Annotated in this window: 11 protein-coding genes, 1 rRNA gene and 1 other annotated feature; of the genes, 6 read left to right on the forward strand and 6 right to left on the reverse strand. The window is 47.1% G+C overall.

Translation table 11 applies throughout. The features are described 5' to 3' along the window. Positions 1-35: 35 nt before the first annotated feature. The 4 genes from CEQ48_RS15320 to rluD form a co-directional block, all read right to left on the reverse strand. Positions 36-1,578: ribosomal RNA gene (locus CEQ48_RS15320) — 16S ribosomal RNA — on the reverse strand. A gap of 498 nt (positions 1,579-2,076) precedes the next feature. Next, the gene (gene clpB / locus CEQ48_RS15325) at positions 2,077-4,650 is read right to left on the reverse strand and encodes an ATP-dependent chaperone ClpB (protein ID WP_001235058.1); all 2,574 of its coding nucleotides are present in this window, start codon (positions 4,648-4,650) and stop codon (positions 2,077-2,079) included. Positions 4,651-4,774: 124 nt separating this feature from the next. After that, positions 4,775-5,497: a peptidoglycan editing factor PgeF gene (pgeF, locus tag CEQ48_RS15330; protein WP_089071840.1), complete on the reverse strand. Its 723-nt coding sequence runs from the start codon at positions 5,495-5,497 to the stop codon at positions 4,775-4,777. A gap of 2 nt (positions 5,498-5,499) precedes the next feature. Beyond that, on the reverse strand, positions 5,500-6,474 hold the full coding sequence (gene rluD, locus CEQ48_RS15335; RefSeq protein ID WP_000941106.1) for a 23S rRNA pseudouridine(1911/1915/1917) synthase RluD: 975 nt from the start codon (positions 6,472-6,474) through the stop codon (positions 5,500-5,502). A gap of 155 nt (positions 6,475-6,629) precedes the next feature. Between rluD and CEQ48_RS15340 the strand changes: the two genes are divergently transcribed. The 6 genes from CEQ48_RS15340 (at position 6,630) to yjjX (ending at position 13,551) form a co-directional block, all read left to right on the forward strand. Then, positions 6,630-7,355 (forward strand): outer membrane protein assembly factor BamD, encoded by a 726-nt coding sequence (locus tag CEQ48_RS15340; RefSeq protein ID WP_089071841.1) that lies wholly within the window; start codon positions 6,630-6,632, stop codon positions 7,353-7,355. 401 nt (positions 7,356-7,756) lie between these two features. After that, entirely contained in the window at positions 7,757-8,083 is a 327-nt protein-coding gene (gene hpf, locus CEQ48_RS15345) for a ribosome hibernation-promoting factor, HPF/YfiA family (RefSeq protein ID WP_000700176.1), read from the forward strand. A gap of 104 nt (positions 8,084-8,187) precedes the next feature. Further along, positions 8,188-8,310, forward strand: a sequence feature (Phe leader region). Positions 8,311-8,322: 12 nt separating this feature from the next. Further along, the gene (pheA, locus tag CEQ48_RS15350) at positions 8,323-9,498 is read left to right on the forward strand and encodes a prephenate dehydratase (protein WP_089071842.1); all 1,176 of its coding nucleotides are present in this window, start codon (positions 8,323-8,325) and stop codon (positions 9,496-9,498) included. Positions 9,499-9,679: 181 nt separating this feature from the next. Further along, the gene (locus CEQ48_RS15355) at positions 9,680-10,720 is read left to right on the forward strand and encodes a polyamine ABC transporter substrate-binding protein (protein ID WP_000595744.1); all 1,041 of its coding nucleotides are present in this window, start codon (positions 9,680-9,682) and stop codon (positions 10,718-10,720) included. After that, positions 10,704-13,079, forward strand: coding sequence for a biofilm architecture maintenance protein MbaA (gene mbaA, locus CEQ48_RS15360; RefSeq protein WP_069504401.1), 2,376 nt, complete (start codon positions 10,704-10,706; stop codon positions 13,077-13,079). The genes CEQ48_RS15355 and mbaA overlap by 17 nt, the downstream gene beginning before the upstream one ends. Continuing rightward, on the forward strand, positions 13,066-13,551 hold the full coding sequence (gene yjjX / locus CEQ48_RS15365) for an inosine/xanthosine triphosphatase (RefSeq protein WP_001911251.1): 486 nt from the start codon (positions 13,066-13,068) through the stop codon (positions 13,549-13,551). The genes mbaA and yjjX overlap by 14 nt, the downstream gene beginning before the upstream one ends. Before the next feature lie 77 nt (positions 13,552-13,628). Here the strand turns inward: yjjX and trpR are convergent, their stop codons facing one another. Together trpR and sltY are read right to left on the reverse strand one after the other, a co-directional pair. Beyond that, on the reverse strand, positions 13,629-13,940 hold the full coding sequence (gene trpR, locus CEQ48_RS15370) for a trp operon repressor (protein WP_000250616.1): 312 nt from the start codon (positions 13,938-13,940) through the stop codon (positions 13,629-13,631). A gap of 54 nt (positions 13,941-13,994) precedes the next feature. After that, complete coding sequence (sltY, locus tag CEQ48_RS15375) at positions 13,995-15,941, reverse strand: murein transglycosylase (protein ID WP_089071843.1); 1,947 nt, start codon at positions 15,939-15,941, stop codon at positions 13,995-13,997. Positions 15,942-16,242: the final 301 nt, after the last annotated feature.

Genomic DNA, 16,242 nt, shown 5'->3' on the forward strand with positions numbered 1-16,242 from the left:
AATCTGTGTGGACACTCATCACGATAACCATCGTGTAAGGAGGTGATCCAGCGCCAGGTTCCCCTAGCGCTACCTTGTTACGACTTCACCCCAGTCATGAACCACAAAGTGGCAAGCGTCCTCCCGAAGGTTAAACTACCTGCTTCTTTTGCAGCCCACTCCCATGGTGTGACGGGCGGTGTGTACAAGGCCCGGGAACGTATTCACCGCAACATTCTGATTTGCGATTACTAGCGATTCCGACTTCATGGAGTCGAGTTGCAGACTCCAATCCGGACTACGACGTACTTTGTGAGATTCGCTCCACCTCGCGGTATCGCTGCCCTCTGTATACGCCATTGTAGCACGTGTGTAGCCCTACTCGTAAGGGCCATGATGACTTGACGTCGTCCCCACCTTCCTCCGGTTTATCACCGGCAGTCTCCCTGGAGTTCCCACCATTACGTGCTGGCAAACAAGGATAAGGGTTGCGCTCGTTGCGGGACTTAACCCAACATTTCACAACACGAGCTGACGACAGCCATGCAGCACCTGTCTCAGAGCTCCCGAAGGCACTCCAGCGTCTCCGCTAGATTCTCTGGATGTCAAGAGTAGGTAAGGTTCTTCGCGTTGCATCGAATTAAACCACATGCTCCACCGCTTGTGCGGGCCCCCGTCAATTCATTTGAGTTTTAATCTTGCGACCGTACTCCCCAGGCGGTCTACTTAACGCGTTAGCTCCGAAAGCCACGACTCTAGGTCACAACCTCCAAGTAGACATCGTTTACGGCGTGGACTACCAGGGTATCTAATCCTGTTTGCTCCCCACGCTTTCGCATCTGAGTGTCAGTATCTGTCCAGGGGGCCGCCTTCGCCACCGGTATTCCTTCAGATCTCTACGCATTTCACCGCTACACCTGAAATTCTACCCCCCTCTACAGTACTCTAGCTTGTCAGTTTCAAATGCGATTCCTAGGTTGAGCCCAGGGCTTTCACATCTGACTTAACAAACCACCTGCATGCGCTTTACGCCCAGTAATTCCGATTAACGCTTGCACCCTCCGTATTACCGCGGCTGCTGGCACGGAGTTAGCCGGTGCTTCTTCTGTAGGTAACGTCAAATGATTAAGGTATTAGCTTAACCACCTTCCTCCCTACTGAAAGTACTTTACAACCCGAAGGCCTTCTTCATACACGCGGCATGGCTGCATCAGGCTTGCGCCCATTGTGCAATATTCCCCACTGCTGCCTCCCGTAGGAGTCTGGACCGTGTCTCAGTTCCAGTGTGGCTGATCATCCTCTCAGACCAGCTAGGGATCGTCGCCTTGGTGAGCCCTTACCTCACCAACTAGCTAATCCCACCTGGGCATATCCGGTAGCGCAAGGCCCGAAGGTCCCCTGCTTTGCTCTTACGAGGTTATGCGGTATTAGCCATCGTTTCCAATGGTTATCCCCCTCTACCGGGCAATTTCCCAGGCATTACTCACCCGTCCGCCGCTCGCCACCCAAGGAACAAGTTCCTCTGTGCTGCCGCTCGACTTGCATGTGTTAGGCCTGCCGCCAGCGTTCAATCTGAGCCATGATCAAACTCTTCAATTAAAAGTTTTTTGAAGCTTTCGCTTCGGCTCAATGAATACTGATACTATCTTTCGATAGTGAATTGACTGTGCTGAATGATTGCTCATTCAAATGGTCACTCAGTTCATTGATAATTCTTTTTTGATTATCATCAACGAGTGCCCACACAGATTGATTGGTTTATATTGTTAAAGAGCGTTTTGCTTCGGCTTTCTTACCGAAGAGGCTGTGCATTCTAGCGAGATAATTGTCAGAGTCAAACTCTTTTTTAATTTTCTTTACCGAAGCTTTTTGCCTTACTGACTAGCTCTGAGGCCTTGTGGCGTCTGCCGTGTCAGTGAGGGCGCATTATAGGGAGGTTTTGCGTTCTGGCAAGCAATAAAATGCTTTTTCTATGCTTTATTAGCTCAAGAGAACAAATTAACAACAAAACCACTAAAAAACGCACTTCATCGTTCAATTAACAAGCAAAAGAGCCACTCAAAGTGGCTCTTTTGCTTGTTATAGATAAGGTATCTGCTACTGGCTTGCGAAAATATTCCCGTCTTTTACCGATAGTAAAATAGGTGAACCAGGCAGGAACTTACCAGCCAGAATCGATTTGGCCAGTGGGTTTTCCACATTTTGTTGAATCGCGCGTTTCAGTGGACGAGCACCGTAAACCGGATCGAAGCCGACATGAGCAATCAGATCCAGCGCCTCATCATCAACCTCTAGTTGGTAATCTCGCTCTGCCAAACGTTGACGTAGGCGGGCCAACTGAATAGAGGCGATCGACTTAATATGCTCTTGTCCTAATGGATGGAATACCACACTTTCATCCACTCGGTTCAAGAACTCAGGACGGAAGTGTTTGCTGACTACGTCCATCACTTGTTCTTTGATACCTTGATAATCCAACCTTGCAAAATTTTCTTGGATACGGCTTGAACCCAAGTTGGAGGTCATGATCACCACGGTATTTCGAAAATCAACCGTGCGCCCTTGCCCGTCCGTCAAGCGGCCATCATCCAAGACTTGCAGCAGAATATTGAAGACATCCGGGTGCGCCTTTTCCACTTCATCGAGCAAAATCACCGAGTAAGGTTTACGGCGTACAGCTTCCGTTAAGTAGCCACCTTCTTCATAGCCGACATAACCTGGAGGCGCACCGACTAAACGAGCCACTGAGTGTTTCTCCATAAATTCCGACATATCCACACGTACCATGGCATCTTCACTGTCAAACAGGAAGTTAGCCAAGGTTTTACACAGCTCGGTTTTACCGACCCCTGTTGGCCCCAAGAATAAGAAAGAGCCAATCGGACGATTTGGATCAGAAAGCCCAGCGCGACTGCGTCGAATCGCATTCGCGACCACTTCTACCGCTTCTTTTTGGCCAATCACGCGTTTATGCAGCACTTCTTCCATGCGCAGTAGCTTTTCTTTCTCGGCTTCGAGCATTTTTGATACTGGAATGCCAGTTTGCTTAGAAAGCACTTCGGCAATTTCTGCATCCGTCACTTTATTACGCAGCAGAGTCATTTCCTGCATTTCGGCTTGTGCGGCTAGATCGAGCTGCTTTTCTAGCTCTGGAATGCGACCATATTGCAGCTCTGACATACGGTTCAAATCCCCCGCACGACGAGCGACTTCCAGATCCATCCGCGCTTGTTCAAGTGCCGCTTTAATATGTTGCGTACCAGAGAGTGCCGCCTTTTCAGCTTTCCACACTTCTTCCAACTCCGCGTAATCACGCTCTTTCTCTTGCAGCTCTTCATTTAGGATCGCCAAGCGTTTTTCACTGGCTTCATCGTGCTCATTAGAGAGAGCTTGCTGCTCAATTTTCAGTTGGATGATTTTGCGCTCAAGCTTATCCAGAGCTTCTGGTTTGGAGTCAATCTGCATCCGAATGCTTGAAGCCGCTTCATCGATCAAATCGATCGCTTTATCGGGTAATTGACGATCGGAAATATAGCGATGCGATAAGCTCGCTGCCGCCACAATCGCCGGATCAGTGATTTCGACATGGTGATGCAGCTCATAACGCTCTTTCAATCCTCGCAAGATGGCGATGGTATCTTCCACCGTGGGCTCATCCACCAACACTTTTTGGAAGCGGCGCTCTAGCGCTGGATCTTTTTCGATGTATTGGCGGTACTCATCTAAGGTCGTTGCGCCGACACAGTGCAATTCTCCACGCGCCAAAGCGGGTTTGAGCATGTTGCCGGCATCCATCGAGCCTTCACCTTTCCCCGCACCAACCATGGTGTGCAGCTCATCAATAAAGAGGATGATATTGCCTTCTTCTTTCGCTAGCTCATTGAGTACTGATTTCAAGCGCTCTTCAAATTCGCCGCGGTATTTCGCCCCAGCCACCAGCGCGCCCATATCTAAAGACAATACGCGGCGTCCACGCAGGCCTTCTGGTACTTCATTATTAATGATGCGCTGCGCCAAGCCTTCCACAATCGCAGTTTTACCCACACCGGGTTCACCGATGATCACTGGGTTATTTTTGGTACGACGCTGCAGCACTTGAATGGTGCGGCGAATTTCATCATCACGACCGATCACAGGATCGAGTTTGCCCTGCTCAGCGCGTTCAGTGAGATCGATGGTGAATTTTTCCAACGCTTGACGCAGCTCTTCCGCATTCGGGTCATTGACCTTCTGGCCTCCACGAATTTTTTCAATTGCATCAGAGACTTTTTTCTCGGTCAGCCCGAACTCTTTGAGCAAGGTTCCAAGTGGGCCTTTATCTTCCAAAGCGGCGAGGAGATAAATTTCAGAGGAGATGTAGGCATCTTGACGCTTTTGCGCAACCTTATCACACAGATTAAACAGCGAGCCAAGCGCCGAAGAGAGCTGTACATCACCACCAATACCACTGACTTTGGGTAAACGATCGAGCATTTCGCCAAGTTTGGAGCGCAGTTGCATCACATCCACATTAAGCATGGTGAGTAATGGGCGGATCGGGCTGCCGTTTTGATCCAGCAGAGCCACCATCAGGTGCACAGGTTCGATATATTGATGATCACGGCCGAGCGCTAATGACTGGGCATCGGAAATCGCGATCTGAAATTTGCTCGTAAATCTGTCAAGACGCATACCAACCTTCCTAACCTCATCTGAGATAAATTGAATACGTTAGGAAAGATGGTTATCACAAACCAGATTTTCAAGGGAAGTTGAGGAAACTTTCTTGTTGTTTGATATGGGTATGGATGAAAGCTTACTCTTCAAGCCAAATAAAAGCGGCTTGGCGTCCTGTTACTCCATCGCGGCGGTAGGAATAAAAACGCTCAGCATCCTGATAAGTGCACAAGCCACTATCAAAGACTTGTTCAATCCCAAGTTCTTGCAAACGCAGTTTGACTAATTGGCTCATATCCGCCAGCCATTTCCCTTGTTGTGCACGAGGAGTGAAAGCGTATTCGGCTTGAGGATGGTGAGCAACAAAAGCGGCGAAAACATCTTCCCCCACTTCAAATGCCTGCGCACCAATCGCAGGGCCAAGCCACACCATGACATCGCCAGACATTCTTGCTGCTGTTTGTTCAACGATGCCATTCACCAAACCACGCCAACCGGCATGTACAGCCGCGACTTGGGTACCAGTACGATTGGTCATTAATACTGGCAGGCAATCCGCCGTCATTGCCGAGCACACCACATTCGGCGTTGAAGTGATAAGGCCATCGGCATCCAACACTTGCTCAGTCGGAGCATCAACATCGAGTACCACTGTGGAATGGGTCTGGTTTAGCCAAATGGGTGAGCTTGGCATCGCTGATGTTTCCACCAGCGATTGCCGATTACGCAGTACAAGTACAGGATCGTCCCCAACATGCATACCAAGGTTTAACCCTTGATAAGTGCCTTGTGAAAAACCACCGTGGCGAGTCGAACTAAACGCTTTGACTTGTTTGGGGGCATTCCAGTTGGGGAGAATCATGATTAATACTCTTCAGTGCGGTTTAGCTTCGCATCTTCACGCAGTGCAAGCGTCATCTCAACCATATCATCAGGCACTGGTGCATGGAATTCGAGCTCTTCACCGGTAACCGGGTGTTCAAATTTCAACATCACCGCGTGCAGTGCTTGGCGATCGAAGTCACGAATCATTTCTGTCAGCTCTTCCGTCGCACCTTTCGGAATGCGTGCACGACCACCATAAGCCGTATCACCCAAGAGTGGGTGTTGCAAATAAGCCATGTGCACACGAATTTGGTGGGTACGACCAGTTTCCAAACGTAGACGCAAACGCGTATGTTCACGGAAATGCTCTGCCACACGGTAATGGGTCACGGCATGTTTGCCCATCGGGGAGACCGACATTAAAGTACGTTTGGTCGAGTGACGGCCAATCGGCTTATCAATCATGCCACCCGCGGTCATTGTGCCAATCACAATCGCTTCGTACTCACGAGTCACGTCGCGCTTTTGTAGTGCACGTACCAAGCGTGTTTGCGCGGGAACCGTTTTCGCGACCACCATCAAACCCGTCGTATCTTTATCGAGACGATGGACGATGCCTGCACGTGGCACTTCAGCAATCGGCGGATAATGGAACAGCAATGCGTTAAGCACGGTTTTATCCGCCTGACCGGCACCGGGGTGAACCACAAAGTCACGCGGTTTGTTAATAACGATAATGTCGTCATCTTCATACACAATGTTCAGTGGCAAATCCTGCGCTTCCCAGCGCTGTTCGTCTTCCAGTTCTGCCTGAACGGTAATCACCTCGCCACCCATCACTTTGGTACGCGGTTTGGTGATGACATCACCATTCACGGCAATCTTGCCTTCCAACAACCACTCTTTTAAACGTGAGCGGGAAAAGTCGGTAAATAATTCAGCCACAGCTTGATCAAGACGTTGACCAAGCTGGCTATCTTTTACTGTTTGAGTTAATTCAATCTGATGAGCCATATCGAACTTTTTAAAAAAACCGTGAGACTAATAGTCACTAGTATGGAAAAATACGCCGACATTGTATCTGTTACTGCCAAGAAAGTAACGAAACGATTTGCGCGCGGTTTACGCACCTATTGAAAAGCAAGATTTGCAAGGAACTCCACCCTGACATGAAATACCAGACTTTATCAGGCCTACTCGCGTTATCCCTGTTATTTGGTTGCTCTAGCAGCCCAGATGTGGTGCCAGATGTACCGCCATCACAGCTGTACTCTGAAGCGCAAACCGCTCTACAAAGCGGAACGTGGTTAACCGCTATCGAAAAACTAGAGGCACTCGATTCACGCTATCCATTTGGTGCTTATTCAGAGCAAGTACAGCTCGATCTGATTTATGCCTACTACAAAAATGATGATCTGGCCCTTGGCCTCGCGACCATCGAACGTTTTACACGCCTTAATCCAACCCATGAAAAAATGGATTGGGTACTCTACATGCGCGGTTTAACGCACATGGCGCAAGATCGCAACTTCATGCATGACTTGTTTAATATCGATCGCCGTGACCGCGATCCTGAACCCGTGAAAGCAGCCTTTGCGGATTTTAAGAAGCTACTCCAGCGTTACCCAAACAGCCCATACGCAGAAGATGCGCAGCGTCGAATGTTTGCGCTCAAGAACCGTTTAGCGGAATACGATTTAGCGACCGCAGATTTCTACCTGCGCCGTGAAGCATGGATTGCGGCGATTAATCGCACTCAAGAGTTACAAAAAACCTATCCAGATACCGAAGCGGCACGTAAATCCTTAGAAATCCAACTCGAGGCTTATCAGCAGCTTGGTTTAACCGACGCGGTAGAGCGAACTAAGCAGTTAATGCAGCTTAACCCTTTATAAGGCGCTAGAACTCACCAACAAAAAGAGCCACAGCAATTGTGGCTCTTTTTGTTTTGATTTGTTATTGATTTGGCGTAGCGATGTTTCTCTTAGACGCCACATCACAAAAGTGACTTTTATCACAAAAGCAACATGGTGACTTTTTATCCATTAAGCTTTTTTAGGTCGAAACAAAGCGCTAAAAAATCGGAAATTTTTAGTCTCTACTTACCTGAATCTAGCGGTTTTATAAGAGATAACAAGCTTTTTCTTTACCTCTTCAGCACAAGCTTTGCGATAGATCACGTTTATTTCACATCAAGAAAAACCCTCAAGATAAGGTGATATAAATCACATTATTTCCGCGATAGCGCGCTAATCTGAACTCAACCCATAAGGGATGACACAGAGGAAAAAGCATTATGAAAATCAACATCACTGGTAAAAACATCGAAGTCACCTCTGCAATCCGCAATCATATCGAGGGTAAACTCAAAAAATTAGAAAAATGGCAAGTCGACATTATTGGCTGCCAAGCCAGCTTCAGCGAAGAGCCCAACAAACAGAAAAAATTTGAAGCAGTCGTTAGCATTCCACGCGGTCAGTTAGTCGCATCTGCAATTCACGAAGATTTGTATGCCGCCATTAACGAGGTAGAGCAAAAACTCGAACGACAATTGAATAAACTACGCCACAAACCAGAAGCTCGCCGAGCGGATAAAACGGAACTGAGCGAAGAAGTGGAATAAATAGAATGATGGGAGATAGCGCCTTAGGGCGCTATTTTTTTGCTTGACGCTCTCTAGGGGCTTGCTTATTGTGTGGTGACTTACTTGGATAAATATGCATTGATGACACCTCATTTCCTGTACTTTTTTGACTTCTTTTTTCTCCAATAATGTTTGGAGGCTCGCTCGTTGTTCAAAGACAAGTCAAAAACGAACAGAAAGCCTCCTCTTAAGGGGGCTTTTTTTATAAGGATAACTTTATGACAGACAAACAATACTCACTCGACGATATTCGCTTACGGCTAAACGAACTCGACGATCAACTGCTAAACCTGTTGTCAGAACGACGCAAAATGAGTATTGAGGTCGCCAAAAGCAAAGTCGAAACCGCGAAACCTGTACGTGATCCGGCTCGTGAACAGCAGCTACTGGTAAAACTCATCAATGCTGGCAAAGAGAAATATCAGCTCGATCCTCAATACATCACCAAAATTTTCCACACCATCATTGAAGATTCGGTTTTGCTTCAGCAATCCTATCTGCAAAACCTTGCGAATCCACAAAGTCGTAAACCATTGGCTAGAGTCGCCTTTTTAGGCGCTAAAGGCTCTTATTCACATCTGGCGACTCGCGAGTATTTCAGCCGCAAAAATACAGAGCTGATTGAGCTCAACTGCGACCATTTTAAAGAGGTGGCAAGAACCGTGGAATCCGGCCACGCGGATTATGGTGTGCTACCGATTGAAAACACCAGCTCAGGCTCCATCAACGAAGTTTACGATTTGCTGCAGCACACCACACTGTACATAGTGGGTGAGTTAACGCAGCCAATAGAGCATTGCTTGGTGGCCACGCAAGAGATTCGTTTGGAGGCGCTGAAAGTCCTCTATTCCCATCCACAACCTCACCAGCAGTGCAGCGAATTTCTTAGTCGCTTAAAAGGGGTCAAGTTAGAAAGTTGCGCCAGTACTGCAGATGCCATGAAAAAAGTGCAAGAGCTCAATCGTGCGGATGTAGCAGCGATTGGCAACTCAGCCAGCGGAAAACTGTACGGACTGCAACCGATTCAAGGTAATATTGCCAACCAAACCGAAAATCACACTCGCTTTATCGTGGTGGCTCGTAAACCCGTCGACGTTTCACCACAAATTCCAGCCAAAACCACCTTGATTATGTCAACTTCACAAGAGGCGGGCTCGCTGGTTTCGACCTTACTCGTGCTGCAACGTTACGGCATTAATATGACTAAGCTGGAATCGCGTCCGATTATGGGTAATCCGTGGGAAGAAATGTTCTACGTAGATTTAGAAGCGCACATTGACTCCGATGAGATGCAGCAAGCGTTGACAGAACTCACTCAACTGACTCGACACCTTAAAGTGCTTGGCTGCTACCCTAGTGAAAACGTCAAACCCACTCAGGTGAAATTCATTTAGCGTCAATAAATTGAACCTTTTAAGCTGACAGCTTCACCCGCCCTGATTATAATGCGACCAAATTATACATAGAGTTAGGTGATCCAGGCTGTCAGCGTAGCCAAAATATTGGCTTTTACGCTATTAGGTTATTTGTCGGATCGTGACCAATTTTTGTAACGAATGGGTATCGTATTCACAAATGATCAAACGCTTTCTGTCGCTGATGGTATTGAATACTGTCTGTTATCAAGCCAGCGCTTTGGAACTGAATGTCTACCTTTGGGAAGATACGATTGCACCAAGCGTAGTTGAGGCATGGCATAAAAAAACCGGCGTCTCCGTTAATCTCTACCATTTCGATAATGATGATGAACGCAGTTTATTAATGCTCAAAAGCGTACAACTGCCCTTTGATATCATGGTGTTGGATAACGTCTCCGCGTTCATTTTCTCAAGGCAAAATGTTTTTGAGGATCTGACCGCCCTTCCCAATCGTGCGAATAATGACCCTATGTGGCTACAAGCTTGTGGCACCCATGCGGTACCTTATTTCTGGGGCTCAGTCGGCATTGCCTATCGCAAAAGCTTGTTTGATAAACCTCCAACGCAGTGGAGTGAGGTCGTCGATATCGCTCCGGCGCATCGTGGACGAGTGGGTATGCTTAAAGACAGTGTCGAAACACTACTGCCTGCACTGTACATGCTCAACGCCTCTCCCATTACCGATTCTATCGACACACTAAGACAAGCGTATCGTCTTTTAGACGCCGCCAATCCCCATATCCTGACCTATGAGTATGTATTGAGCTATGTACGCAGCCACCCTCAAACCGACAATCTACATATGGCGGTCTCTTACAGTGGCGATCACTATTCACTGAACCGCTTCTTCAATACTCAAGACTGGGACTTTAGCGTTCCAGAAGGCCGCCCTTATTTGTGGGTTGATTGTATGGCCGTAAATAGCGTTTCTCCCAACACAGTGCAGGCCAAAGCATTTTTGGATTTCTTGATGAAACCTGACATTGCCGCAATCAATGCCGAATATATTCGAGCTGCAAGCCCAAACTACAAAGCACGCGCTTTGCTCCCTGTAGAGCACCGAGAAGATCTCTCGATTTATCTCCCAGAGCAGCGATTGGCGGAAGGGATAATCGACAGCGAACTCTCGGCGAAAAACCTCAGTCTGCGTGCCAAAATCATCAGCAGTGTGACTTACCAATATGAAGCTAAACCATAGAATTCTGTTACTGATTGCACCTGTGATCCTGCTCAGTGCAGCCGCATCAAGCTACATCATTTATACCAGTCAGAAAAATGCGCTGCTAAAAAGAACCGACAGTTACCTGCAGTTGAATATTGAAAAGTTAGCCAGCCACTATCGACAAGCTCAGTCGCTCGTCAGCAGTTATGCCTTCACGCTGGCCAAAAGTGACATCATCCGCCACTACTTCTCTTTAGAAAAAAATCCTTACCGCGAACTAGAACTGGTGGATAACTTACGTGAAACCCTGCAAATTTTGCAGCCGAATGAAAAACAGCTCGTATCGTTATCGATCCTCAATGGCCATGAAGAGCTGCTTTATTATGCAGAAAATAGCTCCGATCCATTTGCCGAGCTTGACCCTAAGGTGATGGCGTACATCAAACAGCGTTTTGCATCCACACACAAAAACTCTGATATCAGCTACACCGTCAACTCAGCGGGTGAAGATATTTTGGTTCGCTACGATATGCTGGATACTCAGACACTCTCAACGCCGCTCAGTTATAACCGCCAAGACGTGTTTTTTGTGGTGGTGTATGTGGTGCTTGAGCAGTTCAGCCAACTGCGTAAAAAAATTGAATTTGATAACCAGAGCCCGATATTTTTTACGCACTCACCTCCAAGTTACCGCACGGGCTTATTGCAATCGGTTGAATTACAACCGGGCTTTTACGCCATACTCGACCCTGCACCGAAACTGATTAACGCCCAGCTTCACTCCATTCAGCGCGAACTTTTACTCTCTTTTGGCGTTTCGGCACTGGTGACGGTACTCATGCTACTGCTCCTTCTCTATCGCCATGTGATCAATCCGATCCTGCATTTGGATAAACAGCTTGAAGAGGTGGAAAACAACCAACGTAAGAACATTGAAAAACTCAATACTGACGATGAAATTGGGCGGCTTTCCTCGCGTTTTTACGCCATGTACAGCGAACTTCATTCAACCTATCAACGCACGAAAGCACTTGCGGAAAACGATCACCTCACCAAGCTGGCTAACCGCTATCAATTTCAAGTTCAAGCCGATCTGCTGCTATCACGTTGTTACGATACTCAGCATATCTGGGTCATGTATATCGACTTAGATAACTTCAAGTACGTTAATGATAAGTATGGTCACCAAATCGGTGATTCCCTACTGGTCAGCTTCGCGACCCACGTTCGCCAGTTATGTAAAAATTTTGAGGCCAGCCATAACACCTACAGTATTGCGGCCCGTTTATCTGGTGATGAGTTTGCTATTTTGCTCGTCTCCCCCAAACGGTTTAATGATTGTGCGAAGATCTTTGCTCAACGCTTGTTGGCACCGATCCAAAATAAAGACAACTCACCACTTAGCCATTTTCCCATTACTGCCAGCATTGGTATTGCAACCTTCCCTAAAGATGGCGAACACATTGAGAAATTGCTGCTCAATGCCGATACCGCCATGTATCAAGCGAAAAATGCGGGCAAAAACCAAGTCGCTTACTATTCGCAAGCGTTAGATCAAATAGTACAGCGGCGCAATAATATTGAACGAGCACTGCGCTTAGGGTTATTTGATCAAGAGTTCAATTTGGCTTATCAACCTTACTTTACTTGCTCAGGGAAACGCTTAGTGGGCTTCGAAGTATTGCTGCGCTGGCAATCTGAATTGCTCGGTGAAGTGTCGCCGGAAGAGTTCATTCCAATCGCAGAGCAAACTGGATTGTTTGGCACGATCGACCGCTGGGTCATTTCAAAAGCTTTTCAAGAGATATCGACTCTACAAGCCATAGTGAAAGAGCCGATCCAAGTGTCGATCAACCTCTCTTCGGCTGAACTCAATTCGCTGAAATTGGCTCAATTTATCCATCGACAGGCTGAGCAGTTTGGCGTCTCCCCTGCATGGATCGATTTTGAAATCACCGAAACGTTTGCCGCAGATTCGCAAAGCTTCCCATTGCTGCACGAACTCTCGCGTCTTGGCTATGGGTTAACGATTGATGATTTTGGCTCAGGCTATACCTCTATTACTCAGTTGGTGCAGTATCCAGTACAAAAGATTAAGTTTGATCGCCATTTTTTGGATACACTCATCGCCACCAACAAACAAAATGTTATTCGTCCACTGATTGATCTCTGCCACTCTCAATCCATGAAAGTGACCGCTGAAGGCATTGAGAGTGAAACTATGCATCAATGGTTGGCCGATTATGAGTGCGATTACATGCAAGGCTTCTACTTTGGTTATCCAATGAGCCTAAGCGAGATCTCCCCATGGCTTCATGCCTCCAATCATAAAAAGAAGAGTTATGCGCAAGATCATTATTGCTTCACAGAACCCAGCCAAAGTGAATGCCGTTAGAAGTGCCTTTAGCACCGTATTTCCAGATCAAGAATGGGAATTTATTGGCGTATCAGTACCGAGCGAAGTCGCCGATCAACCCATGAGTGACGAGGAAACCAAGCAAGGAGCCCTCAACCGAGTCCGAAATGCCAAACAGCGCCACCCTGGTGCAGAGTATTATGTCGGATTGGAAGCGGGCATCGAAGAGAACAAAACCTTTGCGTGGATGATTGTGGAATCAGACCAGCAACGCGGAGAATCACGCAGTGCCTGTTTGATGTTGCCACCGCTGGTATTAGAGCGTTTACGCCAAGCTAAAGAGCTCGGCGATGTGATGGATGAAGTATTTGGAACTGAGAATATTAAACAAAAAGGCGGAGCCATTGGCCTTTTAACCCGCCACCATCTCACCCGCAGCACAGTTTATCATCAGGCCTTAATTCTCGCTCTGATCCCCTTTATTAATCCAGAACATTATCCGTCAGCTTAGTGAGTATGAGTTGAAGCTCTCATTCACTTCAACTCATCGAGTTCCTCAATAAACACTCGGCTTAGCCAGTGATGTCATTAGGCTTCTGAGGATGGAGGCGGCATAAGCAGTTGAGCTAATGCCGCTTTCTCATCCTCACTCCGTGACTTGAGCTCATTCGAACCACGCGTGATGGTTGCAATCCCAACCCCAAGCATTTGGCTTATTTGGCGCTGAGAGAGCTCACCTTGCAGCAGCTCATGCACAATATTCACTCGAGCCACTAATGCTTCACGCTCATCCGGCGTCATCAACATGGTCAGTAGCATTTCGTGCTGCTCTTGCTGCACGGCTTGCTTAACCAGATCCAACACTTGCTGCCACTCACTAAAAGAAGGTTGCTGTACCATAGTTGTACTCGTTAAGTGATACACCGGCTTATTGTAGTGCAGCAAGTTGAGGAATCAATACTTTGTATTTAACTCATGCTCATTCAAGAAGCGGCCTTGCACGCCCATCAAATCCCGATAGTAGGTTTCAAACATCAAAATGTTCTGCACATAACCGCGGGTTTCAGCAAAGGGGATTGCCTCAATAAAGCCATACGCATCCAGCTTACCTTGGCTACGTTTCAACCAGCTATCGACCCGACTTGGTCCTGCATTGTAGGCAGCAAAAGCCAAGATTCGGTTCTGGTCATAACGCTCAAGCAAACTGCTGAGATAACGGCTACCGATCTCAATATTCTTACCCACTTGATAGAGTTCGTCAGGATTGGAGTAGATCAATTGGTATTTCCTTGCCGTGTAGCGCGCAGTATCCGGCATAATCTGCATTAAGCCCCGTGCGCCAACGGGTGATTGCGCATCTGGGTTAAGCGCACTTTCTTGTCTGGCTAAAGACATTAATGTGATCGGATCTACACCATTTTTTCGACCATGCAAGGTAAACAAGTTTTGATGTACGACAGGGAAACGCAGTTGATTATTATCCCAAAGGCTGGCGGAAATGGTCGCCGCAATGGTCATCTGATACCAACCTGAATCTGCGGCATACGCTGCCAACATCTCTTTTTCTTTCTGAGAAACTCGATCAAGCAACCAACGCCATTCACTTTTTGCCGCCGGCACTTTATCCAAGGCAATCAGTTCATCAATTCTGGCCAGCGCTTTTTTATGAGCTTTAATCTGCTTCATATCCAGCGTTACTGTACTGGTAGGATAATTGACCGATTGCTGCAAAATTTTGGCTGCCGCTACGCTGTAAAAACTGCGTTGTCCAAGCAAAGCTTTTAAGCGCTCGGTACCTTCTTTTTTCTTACCCAGCGCGATTTCACTGCGACCTTGCCAATATTGCCAACGCAGAGTTTTACGCTCTTGCTCTGGTAACACCGCAATCCATTGACTCAAACCACGCCAATCATTCTCACGCAGTGCTAGTCGAATACGCGCTTCAATCAAACGCACATCTTGGCTAGTGCGAGTCACCTCATCACGCCATTTAGCAATCGCAGCCTCTTCAGTATCCATCAAACGGATTGCAATAAAACGAGCTACTCGCCCTTTCTGCTCTTGATTCCAGCCTTGGGCTTTCGCGACATCATTGAAGACAGCTTGCGCTTCTTGAGGCTCTGATCTTGCCCACTTTTGTAACGCCAACTCTGCTAACTTTTGATTAATCGGATCTTGCGATGCTTTACGGCTGTAAGCTAACACTCGCTCAGGTTTATCAAATAGCTCAAGCATGCCTTGCGCTTTCGCTTGTGATTTTTTGCCATCCAGCTTCTTCTGTAGATAGACGATGAGGTTACGGTTACGACCTTCAAAAGCGAGTAAAGCCCGTTTTAAAACCCAATCGTCACTCAAGCCCCCAACGCGATCCCACTCGGCAAATAACGGATCACAAGCATCGGCGATACTGGCACCGTTAAGCCACATCTTTTTCGCACCTTCAAACGCCTCATTACGCTTTCCGGTTTGCAGTTTGGCGTTGTAGTAATGGCATTGGTAAGTTTCGCCATTGGGCAGTTGAGTTTGAAATTGCAGCAATGCCGACCATTTTTTGCTGCGCGCTAAAGCGTCTAAATAGGGTGCGGCGATCCGAGCTGAAAAAGGGTACTCTTTATGACTATCGATAAAATGGCGTACTGCGATCGGCGGCTTACTGCCGAGATCGATAAGAAAAGCGCGATAATCAAGATAAGGGGTCAAGGGGTAGCTATCGATCTGCTTACGAATACGTTGATATTGTTGAATATTCTTTTCATCCAGCCAACGCTGTGCTTTATCGTATTGAGCTCTCTGCGCCTCTAAATCCAAAGCACTCGCGCTAGCAGAGCCCACTGCCCATACCGTGGTGAACATCAAGATCGAAACAAGGCTACGCGGCTTAAATACCCTCAGGCGCGTCATGAGATCTCATCCTTAAAATCAGTGTGATAACAAATTATTACGCGTAATCTCGCCATAAATGTAAAGGCAAGTGAAGTAAACTTAACGCAAATAATGCAACATTTTATTGAATTTCCCACTATCGCGAACGATGAAATAAAATCTTTGAATATTAATCGACTTATTCATCATTAACACCTTGGTGAATCAAGGGTAATTGTATTGGTTGAGTGCAAAGAGTTCGCGCTCCACTCTCATTAGATAAGAAAGCGATTAAGAATTTTTTACACAGGCTGAAATGCGGGTGCTCTAGTAACAAAAA

Source organism: Vibrio tarriae (assembly GCF_002216685.1).
Taxonomy (GTDB): domain Bacteria; phylum Pseudomonadota; class Gammaproteobacteria; order Enterobacterales; family Vibrionaceae; genus Vibrio; species Vibrio tarriae.